Annotated in this window: 13 protein-coding genes and 2 rRNA genes; 6 read left to right on the top strand and 9 right to left on the bottom strand. The window is 40.0% G+C overall.

What is annotated here, in order from left to right; genetic code table 11:
- Nucleotides 1–167: 167 nt before the first annotated feature.
- Complete coding sequence (gene pgi, locus GWI59_RS04155) at nt 168–1,814, bottom strand: glucose-6-phosphate isomerase (protein WP_109400131.1); 1,647 nt, start codon at nt 1,812–1,814, stop codon at nt 168–170.
- A gap of 266 nt (nt 1,815–2,080) precedes the next feature.
- Here pgi and lysC point away from each other — a divergent pair, with 266 nt between their 5' ends.
- The gene (gene lysC / locus GWI59_RS04150) at nt 2,081–3,460 is read left to right on the top strand and encodes a lysine-sensitive aspartokinase 3 (protein ID WP_161670912.1); all 1,380 of its coding nucleotides are present in this window, start codon (nt 2,081–2,083) and stop codon (nt 3,458–3,460) included.
- Nucleotides 3,461–3,548: 88 nt separating this feature from the next.
- Here the strand turns inward: lysC and GWI59_RS04145 are convergent, their stop codons facing one another.
- Nucleotides 3,549–4,127: a hypothetical protein gene (locus GWI59_RS04145; protein WP_229096596.1), complete on the bottom strand. Its 579-nt coding sequence runs from the start codon at nt 4,125–4,127 to the stop codon at nt 3,549–3,551.
- A gap of 132 nt (nt 4,128–4,259) precedes the next feature.
- Nucleotides 4,260–7,937, bottom strand: coding sequence for a methionine synthase (gene metH, locus GWI59_RS04140; RefSeq protein WP_161724046.1), 3,678 nt, complete (start codon nt 7,935–7,937; stop codon nt 4,260–4,262).
- A gap of 253 nt (nt 7,938–8,190) precedes the next feature.
- On the opposite strand from metH, the gene iclR reads away from it, so the two are divergent.
- The 3 genes from iclR (at nt 8,191) to GWI59_RS04125 (ending at nt 11,909) form a co-directional block, all read left to right on the top strand.
- On the top strand, nt 8,191–9,027 hold the full coding sequence (gene iclR / locus GWI59_RS04135) for a glyoxylate bypass operon transcriptional repressor IclR (protein ID WP_109400135.1): 837 nt from the start codon (nt 8,191–8,193) through the stop codon (nt 9,025–9,027).
- Nucleotides 9,028–9,332: 305 nt separating this feature from the next.
- Entirely contained in the window at nt 9,333–11,189 is a 1,857-nt protein-coding gene (gene edd / locus GWI59_RS04130; protein WP_161724044.1) for a phosphogluconate dehydratase, read from the top strand.
- A 78-nt stretch (nt 11,190–11,267) separates the two neighbouring features.
- Nucleotides 11,268–11,909 (top strand): bifunctional 4-hydroxy-2-oxoglutarate aldolase/2-dehydro-3-deoxy-phosphogluconate aldolase, encoded by a 642-nt coding sequence (locus GWI59_RS04125; protein WP_161724115.1) that lies wholly within the window; start codon nt 11,268–11,270, stop codon nt 11,907–11,909.
- Between the two features lie 74 nt (nt 11,910–11,983).
- On the opposite strand, the gene aceK is transcribed toward GWI59_RS04125, so the two are convergent.
- The 3 genes from aceK to aceB form a co-directional block, all read right to left on the bottom strand.
- Nucleotides 11,984–13,699, bottom strand: a complete 1,716-nt coding sequence (gene aceK, locus GWI59_RS04120; protein WP_161724042.1) for a bifunctional isocitrate dehydrogenase kinase/phosphatase — start codon at nt 13,697–13,699, stop codon at nt 11,984–11,986.
- 76 nt (nt 13,700–13,775) lie between these two features.
- The gene (aceA, locus tag GWI59_RS04115; RefSeq protein ID WP_072065199.1) at nt 13,776–15,083 is read right to left on the bottom strand and encodes an isocitrate lyase; all 1,308 of its coding nucleotides are present in this window, start codon (nt 15,081–15,083) and stop codon (nt 13,776–13,778) included.
- A gap of 69 nt (nt 15,084–15,152) precedes the next feature.
- The gene (aceB, locus tag GWI59_RS04110) at nt 15,153–16,745 is read right to left on the bottom strand and encodes a malate synthase A (protein ID WP_161724040.1); all 1,593 of its coding nucleotides are present in this window, start codon (nt 16,743–16,745) and stop codon (nt 15,153–15,155) included.
- A gap of 338 nt (nt 16,746–17,083) precedes the next feature.
- Here aceB and metA point away from each other — a divergent pair, with 338 nt between their 5' ends.
- Complete coding sequence (gene metA / locus GWI59_RS04105) at nt 17,084–18,013, top strand: homoserine O-acetyltransferase MetA (protein ID WP_161724038.1); 930 nt, start codon at nt 17,084–17,086, stop codon at nt 18,011–18,013.
- Nucleotides 18,014–18,069: 56 nt separating this feature from the next.
- Here the strand turns inward: metA and GWI59_RS04100 are convergent, their stop codons facing one another.
- On the bottom strand, nt 18,070–19,173 hold the full coding sequence (locus tag GWI59_RS04100) for a glycerol dehydrogenase (RefSeq protein ID WP_072065201.1): 1,104 nt from the start codon (nt 19,171–19,173) through the stop codon (nt 18,070–18,072).
- 318 nt (nt 19,174–19,491) lie between these two features.
- Between GWI59_RS04100 and idi the strand changes: the two genes are divergently transcribed.
- A complete protein-coding gene (idi, locus tag GWI59_RS04095) occupies nt 19,492–20,028 on the top strand; it encodes an isopentenyl-diphosphate Delta-isomerase (RefSeq protein WP_161724036.1) in 537 nt (178 codons plus the stop codon).
- A gap of 113 nt (nt 20,029–20,141) precedes the next feature.
- On the opposite strand, the gene rrf is transcribed toward idi, so the two are convergent.
- Together rrf and GWI59_RS04085 are read right to left on the bottom strand one after the other, a co-directional pair.
- Nucleotides 20,142–20,257: ribosomal RNA gene (gene rrf, locus GWI59_RS04090) — 5S ribosomal RNA — on the bottom strand.
- Nucleotides 20,258–20,466: 209 nt separating this feature from the next.
- A 23S ribosomal RNA gene (locus GWI59_RS04085) occupies nt 20,467–22,190 on the bottom strand; the annotation flags it as partial.

Here is a 22,190-nt window from a genome sequence, read left to right as displayed (position 1 = left end):
GATATCATGATGTGACTCAGGGAAGTTAAAAGCTGATAACATTTCGCATAAATAATCTAAAAAAGCGTTAAAAGAAAATTAGATTGAGCACGAAACATTCGAAAAATAAAGGAGGCCATAAAAACCTCCTTTGTATCTAACCGACTACTTATATTCAGTTTATTCGATTAACGCCATGCTTTATAACGATTAATCAGATTATTTGTTGAGCTATCATGGCTGTTAACACTTTCCTTACCTTCTAATTCAGGAAGAATGCGGTTAGCTAGCTGTTTACCTAATTCAACACCCCATTGGTCAAACGTGAAGATATTGAAAATAACACCTTGTACAAAGATCTTATGTTCATACATGGCAATCAATGCCCCCAATGAATAAGGCGTAATTTCTTTTAATAAAATAGAGTTTGTTGGTCGATTACCTTCAAATACTTTAAAAGGTGCAACATAGTCCATGGTTTTAGGATCTTTTCCTGCTGCGGCAAATTCAGCATCAACTTGCTCACGAGTTTTACCAAAAGCGAGTGCTTCTGTTTGAGCAAAGAAGTTAGACATCAGTTTTGCATGATGATCAGATAGAGGATTATGGCTAATTGCAGGTGCAATAAAATCACAAGGGATAATTTTTGTACCTTGATGGATCAGTTGATAAAACGCATGTTGGCCATTTGTACCCGGTTCGCCCCAAATAATAGGCCCTGTTTGGTAACTGACTTTATTTCCATCGCGATCAATATACTTACCATTTGACTCCATATTGCCTTGTTGGAAGTAAGCAGCAAAACGATGCATGTACTGATCGTATGGCAGAATCGCTTCAGTTTCTGTACCAAAAAAATTGTTATACCAAATGCCAATCAGTGCAAGGATTGTTGGGATGTTATTTTCAGCATCAGCGGTTCTAAAGTGGTTATCCATTGCATGAGCACCTTCCAGTAATTGCTCAAAGTTGTCATAACCAACAGATAACGCGATAGATAAACCAATTGCTGACCATAATGAATAACGACCACCGACCCAATCCCAAAACTCAAACATGTTGGCCGTATCAATACCAAATTTTTCAACTTCGGTGCTATTCGTAGATAACGCGACGAAATGTTTAGCGACAAAAGCACTCTCTTTCGCTGATGCTAAGAACCAATCTCTTGCTGAATGCGCATTTGTCATGGTCTCTTGTGTGGTAAATGTTTTTGACGCAATTAAGAATAATGTCGTTTCGGGATCACATTTTTTCAGTGTTTCGGCAATATGTGTACCATCAACATTCGAAACGAAATGCATAGTAAGGTGGTTTTTATACGGACGTAATGCTTCTGTTACCATATAAGGGCCGAGATCGGATCCACCGATACCAATATTCACAACATCAGTAATTGCTTTGCCTGTATAACCTTTCCATTCGCCACTAATAATACGTTCACTGAACTGTTTCATTTTATTCAGCACGGCATTAACTTCTGGCATGACATCTTTGCCATCAACGATGACGGGAGTATTGCTACGATTACGTAATGCGGTATGCAATACAGCACGATCTTCAGTACGGTTGATTTTTTCACCCGTAAACATGCTATGTATCGCACCTTCTACGTCACATTCCTTAGCCAAAGCCTGCAATTTATCTAATGTTTCTTTCGTAATACGGTTTTTTGAAAAATCCACTAGAATTTGGTCTGAAAATACTTTTGAAAATTGCTCAAAGCGTGATGGTTCCTGAGCAAAAAGTGTTTTCATCTCGGTATCTTTGATAACCGAAAAATGGTTTTCTAATGCCTTCCAGGCGAGTGTTTGGGTTGGGTTTACATTTTTCATTCACAATACTCTCTTAAGATTACAATCTGATATTCTCAGATTGTAGCCTGACATTTAATAGTTACAGTCAATTCTTTCTCATTTGATGATATTGGTCAAAACCATTCAACAAATCTAGTACTAATTACTTTCATAGGTAAAACCGATAATGCAGAGCTGATTATTAATTAAATTGATTATTCTTCACTCTACATTGACTCTCTACTTAATAACCGATATTTCTAAGTTGTGTCCAACATCTCATTTTTGCCTAAAGGAATACGACAATGACTGATAATACTGCTACGCCTTCATCTGCATCATCGCCATACACTATCGCTAAATTTGGTGGCACTAGTGTTGCTAACTATTCAGCAATGGAAAAGTGTGCAGATATTATTCTTAAACAAAAATCAGTTCGTGTCGTCGTTCTTTCGGCATCTGCGGGAATAACTAATTTATTAATTGAACTTGCATCAGGGACTGAACTTTCACAACGAGAAGCTTTACTCTCACAAGTGCGTGATATTGAGTATGCGATTATCAATCAGCTTTCTCAGCCAGAAATTATTTCTCAAGAAATAAATCGCCTGCTTGAGAATATTGAGATGCTCTCAGAAGCAGCGTCACTTGCCACATCTGATGCATTAACAGATGAATTAGTCAGCCACGGTGAATTAATGTCGACATTGCTCTTTGTTGAACTATTGCGTGAAAAAGGTGTACAAGCAGACTGGTTTGATGTCAGAAAAGTGATGAAAACCAACGATCTGTTTTGCCATGCTGAACCCGATATGATGCAATTAACAGAGCTCACACAAAGCCTTATTCAACCTCGTTTAGAGGAAACAGTGATTGTCACACAAGGCTTTATTGGTCAAGAGCCAAAAGGTAGAACAACAACGCTAGGTCGTGGTGGTAGTGATTATACGGCTGCTCTGATTGGTGAGGCGCTGGGAATGTCTCGTGTAGATATCTGGACGGATGTACCGGGTATTTACAGCACTGATCCAAGAATAGTGCCAGAGGCACATCGTATTGATCAAATTGCCTTTGATGAAGCCGCAGAAATGGCAACTTTTGGCGCTAAAATTTTGCATCCTGCGACATTATTACCCGCAGTTCGTAGTGGTATTCCTGTATTTGTTGGCTCAAGTAAAGCCCCCGAAGAAGGTGGCACATTAGTTTGTGCTCAAACAGAAAATCCACCTGTATTTCGCGCGATTGCGCTACGTAGAAAACAAACTTTACTCACGTTACATAGCCTGAAAATGCTTCATGCACGCGGTTTTTTAGCAGAAATATTTACTATTTTATCGCGTCATCATATCTCTGTTGATGTGATAACCACATCTGAAGTAAGCATTGCGTTAACCCTCGATACAACAGGTACCACCAGCGCATCAGGTAGTTTATTAACCAATGCGCTCTTAACGGAACTATCCGCATTATGTCGTGTTGAAGTAGAAGAAAATTTGGCTCTGGTTGCGATTATCGGTAATTCACTCTCACAAGTGAATGGCTTAGGAAGCCAGATTTTTGGCGCATTAGAAAGCTACAATATTCGAATGATAAGTCACGGCGCAAGTACCCATAATTTATGCTTATTGGTTGATGGGAAAGATGCGGATAATATTGTGCGTAAATTACATGATACACTGTTTTAATTAATGACTAATTTCAAGATATAGAAGAGAGATAATACATTATTTCTCTTCTACTTTTCATACGTTACATTAAAAATACTTTATTTTTTTAATAGACTCGATAACCGCCATATTTTTTCGCAAATTGGTTAAATTTACCAAAATCAATTAAAGCAATTTCTAAAGAACGATGAGCTAGATGAGACATCTTTGCAATTTTCTCAACAAAAACTCGGTTATCTTCTAGTAACTTAGCGGTAAGCGTAACTGCAATGATTTCACACTCATTCGGAGTGACAATCCAACCATCATTAGTGGCAAATTTATGAATAGGAATATGACCTTCTTTGTCACTTTCTTTGGCTAATAACGCTTCTTCTTCTTTCATGGCTTGCTTAAATAACACAATTTCTTCATCAACAGGCTCAGGAGAAGTAGGAATTTTATGATAAATATAGTCTCCAACTTCTTCAATTCGTGCAGGCGTCATTTCTGCTTTTAGCCAAATATTGTCAAATGCTTTTTCGTCTAAAATTGCCTCTGTATCTAAACTTCCTGTTAATTGCATCAGATTTAAAAAAGCATTAATTAAAACTTCACTTAATGGATAATTCCCTTTTGCTAAAGAAGGAAACGGCACCTCAACGCCAGCAGGTGGGGTTTTCTGAAGGTACAAAGTATAGTTCATCGTCATGTCCTTTTTTCTGATACAGGCTTATAGCTTATACACCTTTAATGGGAACTGCGAGAGGAAATAACAAGGGGATATCGCTATCCCCTCTAGATTATTATATTGTTGAGATCTTAGAATAAAGACAAATTAAGACTCATACCCTAAATTAGGCGCTAACCAACGTTCAACTTCACTAACACTCATCCCTCGACGTTTTGCGTAATCGTCAACCTGATCTTTTTGAATTTGAGCAACTGCAAAATATTTACTTTCAGGATGACTAAAATACCAACCGGATACTGAAGCACCTGGCCACATTGCATAAGCATCTGTTAGCTTCATACCAATACGATTTTCAACATCAAGCAGTTGCCAAATTTTGGCTTTTTCTGTGTGTTCAGGACAAGCCGGATATCCCGGTGCAGGTCGTGTTCCTTGATATTTTTCTCGAATAAGCTCGTCATTAGAGAGAGCTTCATCAGGGTTATATCCCCAAATTTTTGTTCTCACTTGTTGGTGAAGGTATTCCGCAAAAGCTTCAGCAAGACGGTCTGATAATGCTTTCACCATAATCTTATTGTAATCATCATGAGCATTATCATAAGCATTGGCGAGCGTGTCTTCTTCTAACCCTCCTGTTACAGCAAAAGCACCGAAATAGTCAGGAACACCACTTTCTACAGGAGCAATAAAATCGGCTAAACAGTAGTTAGGAAACTCTTTTTTCTCTGTTTGCTGACGTAAATGGCAGCTATATAACAACGGTTGTTGCCTAGTTTCATCGCGATAAATCACAATATCATCACCGACACGATTTGCAGGAAATAACCCAACAATTCCTTTTGGTGTTAATAATTTTTCGTGACTTAATTTATCCAGCATCGCATTTGCATCGGCAAATACACGTTTTGCTTCTTCGCCCACCACGTTATCTTCTAAAATTCGAGGATATTTACCCGCTAAAGACCACGTCATAAAGAAAGGTGTCCAATCGATATACTCACGCAAGGTTTCAATACTTGCAGCGATCTCCTGCACGCCTAATTGATTAGGCTTTGGTGGTATGTAATTTTGCCAATCAATTTGTAGCGCATTCTGTCGTGCAGCTTCTAAAGAAACAGGAGGCGTACGAGGTTTTTTTCTGGCATATTGCTGGCGTACGACTTCATATTCACGCCGTGTTTTTGCAACAAAATCCGCTTTTTGTGTTTCAGATAATAGTGCGGCAACAACACCTACAGTTCTCGATGCATTTTGTACATAAACGGTAGGATGACTGTAATTGGGTTCTATTTTTACTGCCGTATGCGCTTTAGATGTTGTTGCTCCACCAATCATTAATGGTAAAGAAAAACCGCGCCTTTCCATCTCTTTAGCAACATTCACCATCTCATCCAGTGAAGGTGTGATCAGCCCTGAAAGACCAATAATATCGACTTTTTCATCAATTGCTGTTTGCAAAATTTTATCGCAAGGCACCATCACACCTAAATCGATAATGTCGTAGTTATTGCACTGTAAAACAACTCCGACAATATTTTTACCAATATCGTGAACATCCCCTTTTACGGTAGCGAGTAAAATTTTACCTGCGGAAGTACCTGCTTGTTTTGTCGCTTGAATATAAGGTTCGAGATAAGCAACCGCTTGTTTCATCACACGAGCTGATTTCACAACTTGGGGTAAAAACATTTTGCCTTCGCCAAACAAATCACCCACTGTATTCATACCATTCATCAATGGCCCTTCGATGACTTCAATTGGGCTTGATGCTTGTTGACGACAAGCTTCCGTATCTTCAACAATAAATTCGGTGATCCCTTTTACTAACGCGTATTCTAAGCGTTTTTCTACATCCCATTGTCGCCATTCTGCTAACTGATGATTTTGCTCATCACTTTTACTTCCGCGATAACGCTCAGCAAGTGCTAATAAATTGTCGGTGCTCTCTTCATGGCGATTTAAAATGACGTCTTCAACCGCATTACGCAGTTCATCTGGTAATGAGTCGTAAATGGCAAGTTGCCCTGCATTCACAATTCCCATATCCATACCATTTTTGACGGCATAATAGAGAAAAACGGAGTGAATAGCCTCACGAACAGGATCGTTACCCCGAAATGAGAATGAAACGTTAGAGACCCCACCAGAAATTAAGGCATAAGGTAGTTGAGATTTAATATCTGCACAGACGTCAATAAAATCAACAGCATAATTATTATGTTCAGCAATACCAGTCGCAACGGCAAAAATATTAGGATCAAAAATAATATCTTCAGGTGGAAAACCTGCTTGCTCTGTTAATAACTGATAAGCTCGACGACAGATTTCGATTTTACGCTCTCGAGTATCCGCTTGCCCCACTTCATCAAACGCCATAACAACAACAGCGGCACCGTATTTACGCACCAATTTAGCGTGTTCAAGAAAAGGTATTTCTCCTTCTTTCATCGAAATAGAGTTAACAATGCCTTTGCCTTGAATGCATTTTAGTCCCTCTTCTATTACTTCCCATTTTGAAGAGTCGATCATCACCGGAACCTTGGCAATATCAGGCTCACCTGCAATAAGATTGAGAAAACGTGTCATAGCTTCCACCGCATCTAACATGCCTTCATCCATGTTGATATCGATGATTTGAGCACCATTTTCAACTTGCTGACGTGCAACATCCAATGCTTCTTGGTAATTGCCTTCTTTTATCAAGCGCTTAAATTTCGCAGAACCTGTGACGTTAGTTCGTTCCCCCACATTTACAAACAGTGAATTATCATCAATCACTAAAGGCTCTAAACCTGAAAGACGACACGCTTTCTTAAGAGTCGGTAATACTCTTGGTGCGATACCTTCTACTGCTTGTGAAATGGCAAGAATATGTGCAGGTGTTGTTCCACAACATCCCCCTACAATATTGAGAAAACCCGCTTGCGCCCATTCTTTAATTTGCTCAGCCATTTCTTGAGCATCTAAATCATAGCCTCCAAATGCATTAGGCAAACCAGCATTAGGGTGAGCACTAACATAAGTTTCAGAAATTTGTGAAAGTGTTTGAATATATTGACGTAATTCTTTAGGCCCTAACGCGCAGTTTAGACCAAATGAGAGTGCATCAGCATGACGTAAAGAGTGATAGAACGCTTCTGTTGTTTGCCCTGTTAAGGTTCTCCCTGATGCATCTGTAATGGTGCCAGATATCATCACAGGTAATTCAATATTGAGCGATTCAAATTCACATTTAATCGCAAAAATAGCGGCTTTCGCGTTTAGTGTGTCGAAAATAGTTTCGACCATAATTAAATCAACACCGCCTTTAATTAATCCGCGCGTTGCTTCTCGATAAGCTTCTACCAGCTTATCAAACGAAACATTACGAAAAGCCGGATCATTAACATCTGGGGATATAGATGCCGTTCTGTTTGTTGGCCCTAACACACCCGCGACATAACGCGGTTTATCAGGTGTTAAAGCACTCCATTTATCTGCACAGGCTTTTGCTAATTTTGCAGCCTCTTCATTTAGCTCGAAACAGAGTGACTCCATGTGATAATCAGCCATCGCAATGGAAGTTGAGTTAAAGGTATTGGTTTCAACAATATCAGCACCCGCTTGAAAATAAGCATCATGTATGTCCGCAATAATCTGGGGCTGTGTTAACACTAAAAGATCATTATTTCCTTTAACATCACAATTCCAATCAGCAAAACGTTCACCTCGATAATCAGCTTCTGTTAGTTGATATTGCTGGATCATTGTCCCCATTGCGCCATCAAGTACTAAGATGCGTTTTTCTAATGCTTCCACCAGTTGTTGTTTTATGTTTGCCACGTTGCTTCCTCTTAATCGAGAATGTTTTTATTCTTATTTCTTTATTTTTCTTTCGTTGTTTTTTTATCCTACCATATCTTTTTGCAAAGATTTCTAAGACGAAGATGAGAGATTTTCACTTAGTGATAAATACTTTTAATAAATATTTCTTATCACACATATTGTTTTGAAAAATGCAGTGATCGGAGGAGTTTTATTACACGGGATAGTTCATAATAGATACTAATATGGATAGCATTTCTGGAGTGTATACATGACAGTTTCCCCTACAAATAAAAAAGTGCGTAAGACGAAAACAACTGCCACTCAAAGCACTACACAAGGAGGCCCCGTTCAGTCATTAAGTCGAGGACTGACATTATTGGAATATATTTCCGAATCTCCGGGTGGTATCGCCCTAACCGATCTCGCCTTTCAAGCTGGATTACCTAATTCCACAACACACCGCTTACTCACGACACTTCAGCAACATGGTTTTGTCCGTCAAGTTGGTGATTTAGGATTGTGGGTTGTTGGTACACACGCCTTTATTGTTGGCAGTAGCTTTCTACAAACTCGTAATCTTTTGGTCATGGTGCATCCTATTTTGCGTCAGTTGATGGAAGATTCTGGTGAAACCGTCAATCTGGCTATTCTTGACCAAATTGAATTTGATGCCGTGATTGTCGATCAAGTGCAATGTAACGCGCTAATGAGAATGTCGGCGCCTATTGGCGGTAAATTACCGATGCACGCATCCGGTGCGGGTAAAGCGTTCCTTTCTACGTTGCCAGAAAATAAATTACTGCCTTTGCTCCAGAAAAAAGGCTTAATGGCTTATACACCTCACACCCGAACACTCCCTTCTTCACTAAAAGAAAACTTAGAGCAAGCCCGTAAACAAGGTTTTTCTTTCGATGATGAAGAGCATGCTTTAGGCTTACGCTGTATTGGTGCTTGTATTTATGATGAACACCACCAGCCTTTTGCAGCAATTTCACTTTCAGGCCCGGTTTCTAGAATGACTGATTCACGTATCACTGAATTAGGCGCAATGGTTATCAAAGCAGCAAAACAAATTAGCCGTGAATATGGTGGGGTAAAAAGCTGATCCTCTCTTTCACCTTCCTCATTACCAAACAATGAGGAAGGAACTCCTTAATTAAACCGATTCAGCTTTTTAAAAAGACAGAGTTTCGGCTTTATATTCGTTAAATATTAAAAAACTGTTATTTATCACCTAAAAAAATTGATGTTGATCACAGATGTTGTTTAAGACGCATTAAGAGTATTGCAACTCTTCTTGTTACCCGTAACAATGTTACCGGTAACAAATACTATAGCTAAATTCAAATACTCTCTTTTCATAGCCAATAGTAACGCTCATCACCCTGTGTGAATAAAGGAAGCATCATTATGACCCCTAAAAACCATGACCCAATTCAGAACGACTTTGTTCCGCTTAATGAGACAGTAAAACAGGTGACTGAGCGCATTATTGCTCGCTCACATGTAACTCGTCGTGCTTATCTGAAAAAAATCGAAGCCGCAAAAAGCCAAACTGTACATCGTGCTCAATTGGCTTGTGGTAATTTGGCTCATGGTTTCGCTGCTTGTCAGGCTGACGACAAAAATCGCCTGAAAAATATGGTTCATAATGATATTGCCATTATCACGGCTTACAATGATATGTTGTCTGCTCATCAGCCATATGAAAATTATCCTCAAAAAATTAAAAAAGCATTACATGCTGTTGGTGCTGTAGGACAAGTAGCAGGCGGTGTTCCGGCAATGTGCGACGGAGTCACTCAGGGACAAGATGGTATGGAGTTATCGCTCCTGAGTCGTGATGTGATTGCAATGTCAGCGGCAGTTGGTTTATCCCATAATATGTTTGATGGGGCACTCTATTTAGGGATCTGCGATAAAATTGTTCCCGGACTGACGATGGCAGCGCTCTCTTTTGGTCATCTTCCTGCGATTTTTGTTCCAGCAGGCCCTATGACTAGCGGTTTACCCAATAAAGAAAAAGTCCGTATTCGCCAACTCTATGCTGAAGGTAAAGTAGATCGCCATGCTTTATTAGAAGCCGAAGCAGCGTCTTACCATAGCATTGGTACCTGCACCTTTTACGGTACAGCGAACTCAAATCAGATGGTCATGGAAATGATGGGATTACATCTACCTGGCGCTTCTTTTGTCCATCCAGATACACCATTGCGTGATGCATTAACAGATGCTGCGGCAAGTCAGATTGTACGATTGACAGAAAACTCAGGTAATTATCTTCCTATCGGTCAGTTAGTTGATGAAAAAGTCATTGTTAATGGCATTATTGCGCTACTCACAACAGGTGGTTCAACTAACCTCACTATGCACTTAGTCGCCATGGCACGCGCAGCTGGCATTATCATTAATTGGGATGATTTCTCTGAACTTTCGCAAGTTGTGCCACTTATTGCTCGTATTTATCCTAATGGTCCTGCCGATATCAATCAGTTTCAAGCAGCAGGTGGTATTGCACTGATTATTCGTGAACTACTGAAAAAAGGCTTAATTCATCGTGATGTCAATACTGTTGCAGGGTTTGGCATTGAGCGTTATACCTTAGAACCTTGGTTAAATGAGGGTAAACTGGATTGGCGCGAAGGTACAACGAGCTCTTTAGATAAAGATGTCATTGCTGATATCAATACACCATTCTCATCACATGGTGGTACACAAGTGATGCAAGGCAATTTAGGTCGAGCTGTAATGAAAACTTCTGCCGTACCTGATGAAAATAAAATTATTGAAGCCCCTGCGGTGGTGTTTAATAGCCAACATGATATTGCCGCTAAATTTGAAACCGGTGAGCTAAATAAAGATTGTGTGGTTGTTGTGCGTTATCAAGGACCGCAAGCTAACGGTATGCCTGAATTGCATAAACTGATGCCACCTTTAGGTGTATTAATGGATAAAGGTTATAAAGTAGCATTAGTGACAGATGGTCGACTTTCAGGGGCTTCAGGTAAAGTTCCCGCTGCAATTCATGTTACACCAGAGGCTGTAAATAGCGGTTTATTAGCCAAAGTACGTGATGGTGATATCATTCGTGTTAATGGTAAAACAGGTGAGTTAACACTCCTTGTTGATGAACAAACACTCAATGCTCGCCAAGATAAGATGCCTGATTTAAGTGCGAACGATATAGGCTGTGGCCGTGAACTGTTTGTGAATTTGCGTCGTCATTTATCCGGAGCTGAACAAGGTGCTTGTTGTATTGATTTTTAATGGCAACAAGTTTTAATGCCTAACGAGGAGCAGATTTAATTCATTTGCTCACCATTTTCTAATTAGGAAATACAAATGATGAATCATTGGAATACAAGTGCAGAGTCTGTACTAAAATCAGGGCCTGTTGTTCCTGTTATTGTTATCAACCATATTGATGATGCAGTCCCTGTTGCAAAAGCATTAGTCGCCGGTGGTGTAAAAGTTTTAGAAGTCACATTACGTACAGATTGCGCGATTGAAGCTATTCGACGTATTGCGAAAGAAGTCCCAGAAGCCATTGTGGGTGCAGGAACCGTGATTAATCCACAACAGTTAGCACAAGTTACTGAAGCAGGCGCTCAATTTGCTATTAGCCCAGGGTTAACAGAAGCGCTACTCAAAGCTGCGGTGGCTGGAACAATCCCTTTAATTCCGGGTATTTCAACAGTTTCTGAGCTAATGCTCGGTATGAGTTATGGCTTAAATGAATTTAAATTTTTCCCAGCAGAAGCGAATGGTGGGGTAAAGGCTTTAAAAGCAATTGCAGGACCATTCTCAACAATTCGCTTCTGCCCAACTGGTGGCATCTCGCCAGAAAACTATCGTAATTACCTTGCACTTGAGAGCGTGCTTTGTATTGGTGGTTCTTGGTTAGTGCCTAATGATGCGGTGAAAGCAGGTGATTTCCAGCGTATTACTGAATTAGCGAAAGAAGCCGTTGCAGGGGCAACGCATTAATTTGATGATTTAAATTCAATAAAGATAGGTTCTTTCCTTTGCGCCTATCTTTTATTTCTATTCATATTTTTTGCTTACTTTGCCTGATATGCAAATCGCTTAGTTTGAGAATAAGCGTACACATCTTCAATATAGCCATCTTTAATTTTTTGCTGTCGTTGTTGCCAATATTCGGGTGATAAAAGCTCACGATGTTGCGCTTCAAAATAGTGGCAAACTCGCTTATCACTACATAGAAAATAGCGAAATTCTTCTGGAAAAACATCATTGAGTGCAACGCTATACCAAGGCTCACTCGCTAATTCATCTTCAGGGTAACGAGCAGGAGGGATCGCACGAAAATTCATATCTGTCATATAACTAATTTCATCATAGTCATAGAAAATCACACGATGATGTCGAGTCACACCAAAGTTTTTAAACAGCATATCACCGGGAAAAATATTCGCAGCAATAAGCTCTTTCAACGCTTGTCCATAATCTTCAACAACAGCCTTAAGTTGATTATCATCGCACTGCTCCATATAGATATTGAGTGGTATCATCCTCCGTTCCATATAAAGATGGCGGATCAGTAGCTTATCACCTAGATCTTCCAATTTATTGGGGATCTCCTGTTCAAAGACAGCCATTAACTCAGGGCTAATTCTTTTCTTCTCGATTATAAAATTCTCAAACTCTTGGGTATCTGCCATTCGTCCAACACGATCGTGCTCTTTAACCAATTGATAGCATTCTTTTACACGCTCCGCCGTGATCGTTTTTTGTGGTGCAAACTTATCTTTGATCACTTTAAAAACACGATCATAAGTTGGTAATGTAAATACCAACATCACCATACCCTTTACACCAGGAGCTTCAATAAATTGCTCTGATGAAAAATTCATAAAGGCAAGGTATTCACGATAGTATTCTGTTTTACCGTGTTTTTGACACCCTATCGACATATAAAGCTCAGCAATAGATTTGCTCGGTAATATATCTCTTAACCATGCGACTAATGCCGCAGGAAATGGCGCATAAACCATAAAATAAGAACGGGCAAAACCAAAGACAATACTGGCTTCATCTGCGGTTATCAAACAAGTATCAATCAACAATTGTTGTTCAATATTATGAATAGGTAATAGAAACGGAATATATTGATTATCAATAACAATTTTACCTATCAGCCAAGCAGCTTTATTGCGATAAAAGAGTTCATTTGCGATATGAAATACTGCGCTCTGTAATTGTTCCGAAGAGAACTGAGCGGTAAGTACATTACAAATAGAGTGAATATCGCGTTGCTTATTTTGCCACGGCAATCGTAAAGGTAAGCGTGATAAAATATCTTGCAGTAATGCGGATAAATCACTTTGAATAACAAACTGCTTTGATAACGGTCGAGGCGCTTGTGTAAAGCGATAAGCTGGCTGTGATGAAAAAACAAAGAGGTTTTTTTTATTCAATTCACGATGGTAAAACAGACGACAATAAACAGAATTAAAAAAACTCTCTGCAATCTCAAATCGAGGGTAATTGGGCAATAATTGCGTATAGTTCTCTTTCACCTTTTGTAGAAAAAGACTATCTTTATCAATGTCATGTCGAATACATTTAAGTTGCTCTACCACTAATCCAACATGATTATCATATAAACGGATGCGCTCTTTCATCGCGATTTGCACACCATGCCAATCCGCTTGCTCAAAACGATATTGAGCTCCTGACGTTATCTCAAGGAAACGACCATATTGAGCATCAAAGCCTTGTAAAATTGTTTGAGCAATTAAATCTTCTGGCGTCATAGCAACCTCACGAAAAAGAGGAGCATCCTGCTCCTGAATTATCACCACAAAAACAGATAATAATATTTTTGGATCTTTAGAATTGCTGCTCTTCTGTTGAGCCTGTTAGTGCCGTCACTGAAGACATACCACCTTGAATAATCGTCGTGACTTTATCAAAATACCCTGTTCCCACCTCTTGTTGATGTGATGAGAAGGTATAGCCTTGATTAAGTGCAGCAAATTCTTTTTCTTGTACTTTTTCAACGTAATGCTTCATACCCTCACCTTTAGCGTAGTCATGTGCTAAATCAAACATGTTAAACCACATGCTATGAATGCCCGCTAAAGTAATAAATTGGAATTTATATCCCATTGCAGAAAGCTCATCTTGGAAATGCGCAATCGTGCGATCATCAAGATTTTTTTTCCAGTTAAAAGAAGGAGAACAGTTATAAGCCAGCATTTTCCCTGGGTATTTATCGTGAATAGCTTCAGCAAACTTAGCTGCCATTTTCAGATCAGGTAGCGATGTTTCACACCACACCAGATCGGCATAAGGCGCATAAGCAAGCCCTCGGCTAATGGCTTGATCAATACCAGCATGAGTACAGAAAAAACCTTCAGGTGTGCGTTCTCCAGTTAAGAACGAACTATCATAAGGATCGCAGTCTGAAGTTAAGAGATCGGCGGCATCGGCATCCGTTCTTGCAACAAGTAATGTAGGCACATCAGACACATCTGCGGCTAAACGTGCAGCAACCAGCTTTTGGACAGCTTCTTGGGTTGGAACTAAGACTTTTCCCCCCATATGACCGCATTTTTTCACTGCGGCTAACTGATCTTCAAAGTGAACACCGGCTGCTCCCGCTTCAATCATCGCCTTCATTAATTCAAAGGCATTTAATACGCCACCAAAGCCAGCTTCTGCATCAGCCACAATAGGAAGGAAAAAATCAATATAATCTTTATGTTGAGGACCAATGCCATTTGACCACTGAATTTGATCTGCACGTCTAAAGGTATTATTAATACGTTGGACAACATTAGGAACAGAATCAACTGGATATAGCGACTGATCAGGGTACATGCTTGCAGCCGTGTTTGCATCAGCAGCGACTTGCCACCCTGAAAGATAAACAGCTTCTAATCCTGCTTTTGCTTGTTGCAATGCTTGCCCACCCGTTAAAGCACCCAATGCATTAACATAGCCTTTCTTCGATTTTCCATTTAATGATGACCAAAGCCTTTGAGCGCCACGTCGTGCTAAGGTATGTTCTGGGTTAACCGAACCTCTTAATTTAATAACATCTTCAGCGCTATAAGGACGGGTAATACCTTTCCAGCGGGGTTGTTCCCACTCTTTCTCTAATTGGGCGATTTGCTCTGATCTACTAATAGTCATAAAAACAGCTCCTATAAATACGGTAGTGATGATGTTTGCAGTTTATAAATACGTTGTGACGTATCTTTTTTAATTTAAAAGTTGGTAACCCGGTAAAGTCAGAAAATCGACTAATTCATCTTGGGTTGTGATCTTATCCATTAAAGAAGCCGCTTCTTTAAAACGCCCTTCTTCAAAACGAGTATCACCGACTTCTTGGCGTATCACCTCAAGCTCTTCTTTCAACATGTTACGAAAGAGATCTTTAGTCACAATTTGCCCATCAGACAGTGTTTTTTGATGGCGGATCCATTGCCAAATAGAAGTACGCGATATTTCTGCCGTTGCGGCATCTTCCATTAATCCATAGATAGGTACGCAACCATTACCCGAAATCCACGCTTCGATATATTGCACGGCAACACGAATATTAGCTCTCATGCCCTTTTCTGTACGTTCACCTGTACAAGGTGCTAATAACATTTCTGCCGTTATTTTTTCATTACGTTGCACATCGAGCTGATTAGAGCGAGCTCCCAATACCGCATCAAAAGCAGATAATACCGTTTCAGCAAGGCCTGGATGAGCAATCCAAGTGCCATCATGGCCATTTGTTGCTTCAAGTTCTTTATCATCAAATACTTTTTTCAAAATAATGCCGTTTTGCTCAGGATCTCGACTTGGAATAAACGCCGACATTCCGCCCATAGCAAAAGCACCTCGCTTATGGCAAGTCTGGATCAGTAAACGCGAATAAGCACTTAAGAAAGGTTGAGTCATCGTGATCCCCTGTCTATCAGGTAAGACACGATCAGGATAATTTTTTAATGTCTTGATATAGCTAAAAATATAATCCCAACGGCCACAGTTAAGTCCAACGATATGCTCTTTCATATGAAAGAGAATTTCTTCCATTTGGAAAACAGCGGGTAAAGTTTCAATTAATACCGTGGCTTTAATGGTTCCTGTTGCTAAACCAAAGCGCTTTTCAGTGAAATGAAAAACATCGCTCCACCATTTAGCCTCTTGCCATGTTTGCAATTTAGGAATGTAAAAATAAGGGCCACTCCCTTTTTCTAATAGGGCTTTGTGGTTATGGTAAAAATACAAAGCAAAATCAAATAATCCCCCTGCAATAGGCTCCCCTTTCCATAGCACATGCTTCTCGGGCAGGTGGAGTCCTCTTACTCTGGCAATCAATACTGCCGGTGACGCTTTAAGTTGATAGCATTTACCTTGTTCATTGGTATAAGAAATAGTGCCTTTAACGGCATCACGCAGATTAATTTGACCATCAATCACTTTGTCCCATGTAGGTGCTAAGGAATCTTCAAAGTCCGCCATAAAGACTTTTACATTCGCATTTAATGCATTGATAACCATTTTGCGATCAACGGGCCCTGTTATTTCAACACGACGGTCTTGAAGATCTTTAGGTATGGGATTAACTTTCCACTCTGAGTTTATAATGGAATCTGATTCCGAAATAAAATTAGGAAGTTCACCATTATCAACTCTGTTTTTCCAGTTATCTCTTTCAGCTAATAAAGTATGGCGTCTATCTGAAAAGTGATTTAACAAGTCAGTTAAAAACAACTTAACATCATGATTTAATATCTCTTTTTCCTGTTTACCAAAAGATTGCGTAAAATTTAGTTCTTCTTTAGTTAACGATTGTGACATTCTGCATTCCCCTAAAAGCGTTTACACACCTGATTAAGATTAATGCAGTTTTTACAAAAATCAAAAATGAATTCCATTTTTATTTAAATAATTTTTAACAATGTGATTACATCGTTGTTTTTTTATTGTACAAAAATCAGAATTACAAAATAATTCGAGAGCTCTGGAAGAGATCGATAATAGACAGAGAAAAGGAATGTTAATGTTTGATAATTTTGGCTATATAGCTTTTTCTTATATGAATATTCTTCATATACAACATGAAGACCTCGACATTCAAAAGGTTATTAGCTAAATTTGGGCTTCTAGATGTCTAGATGTTTTTAGAGGTTATTAAAATGCCAATTAGAGTACCCGATGAGCTACCCGCAGTCAGTTGTTTACAAAAAGAGAATGTCTTTGTTATGACATCCAGTAGAGCGAGTATTCAAGATATTCGCCCTTTAAAAGTGCTTATCCTTAATTTAATGCCAAAGAAAATAGAAACAGAAAATCAATTTCTGCGATTACTTTCTAATAGCCCTCTTCAAATTGATATTCAATTATTACGTATTGACTCTCGTATACCTAAAAATACCCCAGTAGAGCATCTCGATACTTTCTACTGCGATTTTAACCAAATTAAAGAACAAAATTTCGATGGACTTATCGTCACTGGCGCACCATTAGGGCTAGTCGAATTTAAAGATGTGGCTTATTGGAATGAAATAAAAGAAGTAATTACATGGGCTAAAGAGCATGTCACTTCTACACTCTTTATTTGCTGGGCGGCTCAAGCTGGATTGAATATCTTATACGGCCTGCCTAAATACACGCTAGAACAAAAAATTTCAGGCGTATATAATCATAACACTTGCTCACCATTTTCACTGTTAACTCGCGGATTTGATGAGACTTTCTTTGCGCCACATTCTCGTTATGCTGGTTTTCCTATCGACCTTATTCAAAATAATACTGATTTAGAGATCCTCGCGACTTCAGAAGAAGCTGGCGCTTATTTGTTTGCATCAAAAGATAAAAGAGTTGTCTTTGCAACTGGGCACCCAGAATACGATCCCAATACACTAGCAGATGAATATCATCGTGATGTTAAAGCAGGGCTAGATCCTCAATTACCAGAAAATTATTTTCCTAATAATGATCCAAGAAAAAAACCTATCGCTTCTTGGCGTAGTCATGGGCATTTATTGTTTTCAAATTGGTTGAATTACTATGTTTATCAGATAACACCATTCGATCTTGCCCACATGAATCCAACCTTGGATTAAAGAAAAACCCCAAAATAAATTTGGGGTTTTAAGATAATCATTTGCCAAGCTAAGAATTATTTATAGCGATGAGCTAATGCGTTAGCCGCGATCATTGCGTTATAAACATCATCTTCAGTAACTTTCATTGGCATATTGCCCATGGTATCACCTTCAGCACAGGCAATTTTCGCCACAGTACGCCATTCGCTTTCAATAAATTCTTTCATACCCATATCTTCAAGTGTCAGTGGTAATTCTGCCGCTTTAATAATACGGATCACTTCATCAATTTCTTCTTGTGGTGCATTTTCTAACACTAATTGAGTTAATAAACCGAATACTACTTTTTCACCATGTTGAACACGGTGTAAAGACTCAACCGCTGACATACCATTATTTACTGCATGAGCAGCAGCTAAGCCACCGGCTTCAGCACCAACACCACTCAGGTAGATTGTTGCTTCAATAGTTTGCTCTAATGCAGGAGTGGTAATTTTATGGCGAATAGCGTCCATTGCTTTATCAATGTTTTCACTTAACATTTCAAAGCAAAGCTGTGCTAAGCCAAGACCTGTACGTGATGGACGTTGATTGACCAAATTTAAGCCGTCTGCTTGATAGCAAGCACGAGCTTCAAAGTAAGTCGCTAGGGCATCACCAACACCTGCTGAGAAAAAGCGTTGTGGGGCAGATGCAATAATAGCGGTATCTGCAATAACAACGTCCGGGTTTTGTGGCAAGAATAAATATTTATCAAACTCACCATTTTCTTTGTATAACACAGACAATGCAGTACAAGGCGCGTCAGTTGAAGCGATAGTTGGGAATAAAATAACAGGAATGTGCTGATAATAAGCAACGGCTTTAGACACATCTAATGTCTTACCTCCCCCAATACCAATAATCACGTTCGCTTTATTTTCAACCGCAATTTTACCGAGGCGATTAACTTCAGCCTCAGTACATTCGTAATTAAATTTTTCAACTAGTGAAACAATGTTATTTTCTTTTAGAGAAGGAATGGCTTCTTTAGTTACTTTTTCTAAAAAAAACTCATCACTAATAATAAATGCGTTATCACCAAAATCTTTTACATATTTACCGACAGAAGACAGTAATTGGCTACCAATAAAGAATTTTTTTGGTGAGGTTACAGAGCGAGGTAATATAGATGACATAACTAAATTCCTTTATTTTAGATTTTGCTACACACAATAGCAGAATTAGTATTTCATATTACCTCTCATCATAATATGAATCTAGTAAACTCTCTAATAATCATTATCTAAATCATTTTCGTTAATTATTTTTAATTTATATAAAAAAATAGTTATTTTACATTTTTTGAAAAACAGATTATCTACGTATTTATTACGATAATAAAGGCATCATCACGGTGATGCCATAAAAAGAACAACACAATGAATCGTTATTTGATATACAGTCATGCTATATTCACGATATAACAATATATTATTTTATTAAGGTGATTTCTTGTGGAAGACGCTGTTATTCTCGTAGATAAAAATGATAATGAGCTGGGAACGATGCCAAAGCTTGAAGCTCATATTGTAGGCGCCTTGCATCGAGCCTTCTCAATATTTATTTTTAATTCAAAAAAGCAATTACTTATTCAACAACGTGCAATATCCAAATACCACTCCGGTGGTTTATGGGCAAATACATGTTGTAGTCACCCTCTTCCAAACGAATTACTTTCAGATGCCATTCATCGTCGTTTAAATGAAGAATTAGGCATGAAATGTGATATGCAATCTATTGGAACTATTCTGTATAACGAAAAAGTGACTGATGATCTTATAGAACATGAGTTTGATCATCTATTTCTTGGGTTTAGTAACGAATTACCCCAGAGTAATCCAGATGAAGTGATGAATTACCGCTGGATCTCCCTCGATTCTCTTTATCAAGATATTGAAGAGAATGCACAAAATTACAGTGTTTGGTTTCGTTATATATTAAATCGAATGGGAATTGAGCAATTTTCTCGTTGGAGCCAAGGTATTATTTAGCAATTATCTTATTAACAACTTAAATATAGAATAGATGGCTCATTTTTTGAGATTTAAAAACTCCAAACGCAAAAAAGCCAACCCATTGGGTTGGCTTTTTCGTCTTATTTAATGCCTGGCAGTTCCCTACTCTCACATGGGGAGACCCCACACTACCATCGGCGCTACAACGTTTCACTTCTGAGTTCGGCATGGGATCAGGTGGGACCGCTGCGCTATGGCCGCCAAGCAGAATTCTTTAAATTCTTTAATTATTCGTCTCTTCCTGAGACTCACCCCTTTGGGGCCAGTGCTCCGCACTGTTCCAGTTTGTTCCAGACAAACTGGTCTATTTTACTACTCGTTACTTCGATTTCTCGTCATAACCAGCAATATTCAATCTTAAACAAGCTTACTTCATTCATCTTTGTCTCTCAGACAAAACACCTTCGGTGTTGTCAGGTTAAGCCTCACGGTTCATTAGTACTGGTTAGCTCAACGTATCGCTACGCTTACACACCCAGCCTATCAACGTCTTAGTCTTAAACGTTCCTTTAGGTCACTCAAGGTGACAGGGAAGACTCATCTTGAGGCAAGTTTCCCGCTTAGATGCTTTCAGCGGTTATCTCTTCCGCACTTAGCTACCGGGCAATGCCATTGGCATGACAACCCGAACACCAGTGGTGCGTTCACTCCGGTCCTCTCGTACTAGGAGCAACCCCTCTCAATCTTCCAACGCCCACGGCAGATAGGGACCGAACTGTCTCACGACGTTCTAAACCCAGCTCGCGTACCACTTTAAATGGCGAACAGCCATACCCTTGGGACCTACTTCAGCCCCAGGATGTGATGAGCCGACATCGAGGTGCCAAACACCGCCGTCGATATGAACTCTTGGGCGGTATCAGCCTGTTATCCCCGGAGTACCTTTTATCCGTTGAGCGATGGCCCTTCCATTCAGAACCACCGGATCACTAAGACCTACTTTCGTACCTGCTCGAGCCGTCACTCTCACAGTCAAGCTGGCTTATGCCTTTGCACTAACCGCATGATGTCCGACCATGCTTAGCCAACCTTCGTGCTCCTCCGTTACTCTTTAGGAGGAGACCGCCCCAGTCAAACTACCCACCAGACACGGTCCCCGACCCGGATTACGGGCCTAGGTTAGAACATCAAACGTTAAAGGGTGGTATTTCAAGGTTGACTCCATGCAGACTGGCGTCCACACTTCATAGTCTCCCACCTATCCTACACATCAAGGCTCAATGTTCAGTGTCAAGCTATAGTAAAGGTTCACGGGGTCTTTCCGTCTTGCCGCGGGTACACTGCATCTTCACAGCGAGTTCAATTTCACTGAGTCTCGGGTGGAGACAGCCTGGCCATCATTACGCCATTCGTGCAGGTCGGAACTTACCCGACAAGGAATTTCGCTACCTTAGGACCGTTATAGTTACGGCCGCCGTTTACTGGGGCTTCGATCAAGAGCTTCTCCCTAAGGATAACCCCATCAATTAACCTTCCAGCACCGGGCAGGCGTCACACCGTATACGTCCACTTTCGTGTTTGCACAGTGCTGTGTTTTTAATAAACAGTTGCAGCCAGCTGGTATCTTCGACTGGCTTCGGCTCCGTCCGCAAGGGACTTCACTTACCGCCAGCGTGCCTTCTCCCGAAGTTACGGCACCATTTTGCCTAGTTCCTTCACCCGAGTTCTCTCAAGCGCCTGAGTATTCTCTACCTGACCACCTGTGTCGGTTTGGGGTACGATTGTTGGTAACCTGAAGCTTAGAGGCTTTTCCTGGAAGCAGGGCATCAATTGCTTCACCACCTTAGTGGCTCGTCATCACACCTCAGCATTAAGTGACCGGATTTGCCTAATCACTCTGCCTACATGCTTGAACCGGGACGACCGTCGCCCGGACAACCTAGCCTTCTCCGTTCCCCCATCGCAGTTACCACCAGTACGGGAATATTAACCCGTTTCCCATCGACTACGCTTTTCAGCCTCGCCTTAGGGGTCGACTCACCCTGCCCCGATTAACGTTGGACAGGAACCCTTGGTCTTCCGGCGTGCGGGTTTTTCACCCGCATTATCGTTACTTATGTCAGCATTCGCACTTCTGATACCTCCAGCATACCTCACAGTACACCTTCGCAGGCTTACAGAACGCTCCCCTACCCAAC

Origin of the sequence: Proteus sp. G2673, assembly GCF_009915125.1 — a bacterium.
Taxonomy (GTDB): Bacteria; Pseudomonadota; Gammaproteobacteria; order Enterobacterales; family Enterobacteriaceae; genus Proteus; species Proteus penneri.
The sequence above is the reverse complement of the archived record's forward strand: the minus strand, read 5'-3'. Positions and strand labels throughout refer to the sequence as shown.

Excerpts from the sequence above, each read along its gene's own strand:
- pgi (WP_109400131.1), bottom strand. The coding sequence starts at position 1,814 with ATGAAAAATGTAAACCCAACCCAAACACTCGCCTGGAAGGCATTAGAA.
- lysC (WP_161670912.1), top strand. The coding sequence starts at position 2,081 with ATGACTGATAATACTGCTACGCCTTCATCTGCATCATCGCCATACACT.
- GWI59_RS04145 (WP_229096596.1), bottom strand. The coding sequence starts at position 4,127 with ATGAACTATACTTTGTACCTTCAGAAAACCCCACCTGCTGGCGTTGAG.
- iclR (WP_109400135.1), top strand. The coding sequence starts at position 8,191 with ATGACAGTTTCCCCTACAAATAAAAAAGTGCGTAAGACGAAAACAACT.
- edd (WP_161724044.1), top strand. The coding sequence starts at position 9,333 with ATGACCCCTAAAAACCATGACCCAATTCAGAACGACTTTGTTCCGCTT.
- GWI59_RS04125 (WP_161724115.1), top strand. The coding sequence starts at position 11,268 with ATGAATCATTGGAATACAAGTGCAGAGTCTGTACTAAAATCAGGGCCT.
- aceK (WP_161724042.1), bottom strand. The coding sequence starts at position 13,699 with ATGACGCCAGAAGATTTAATTGCTCAAACAATTTTACAAGGCTTTGAT.
- aceA (WP_072065199.1), bottom strand. The coding sequence starts at position 15,083 with ATGACTATTAGTAGATCAGAGCAAATCGCCCAATTAGAGAAAGAGTGG.
- aceB (WP_161724040.1), bottom strand. The coding sequence starts at position 16,745 with ATGTCACAATCGTTAACTAAAGAAGAACTAAATTTTACGCAATCTTTT.
- metA (WP_161724038.1), top strand. The coding sequence starts at position 17,084 with ATGCCAATTAGAGTACCCGATGAGCTACCCGCAGTCAGTTGTTTACAA.
- GWI59_RS04100 (WP_072065201.1), bottom strand. The coding sequence starts at position 19,173 with ATGTCATCTATATTACCTCGCTCTGTAACCTCACCAAAAAAATTCTTT.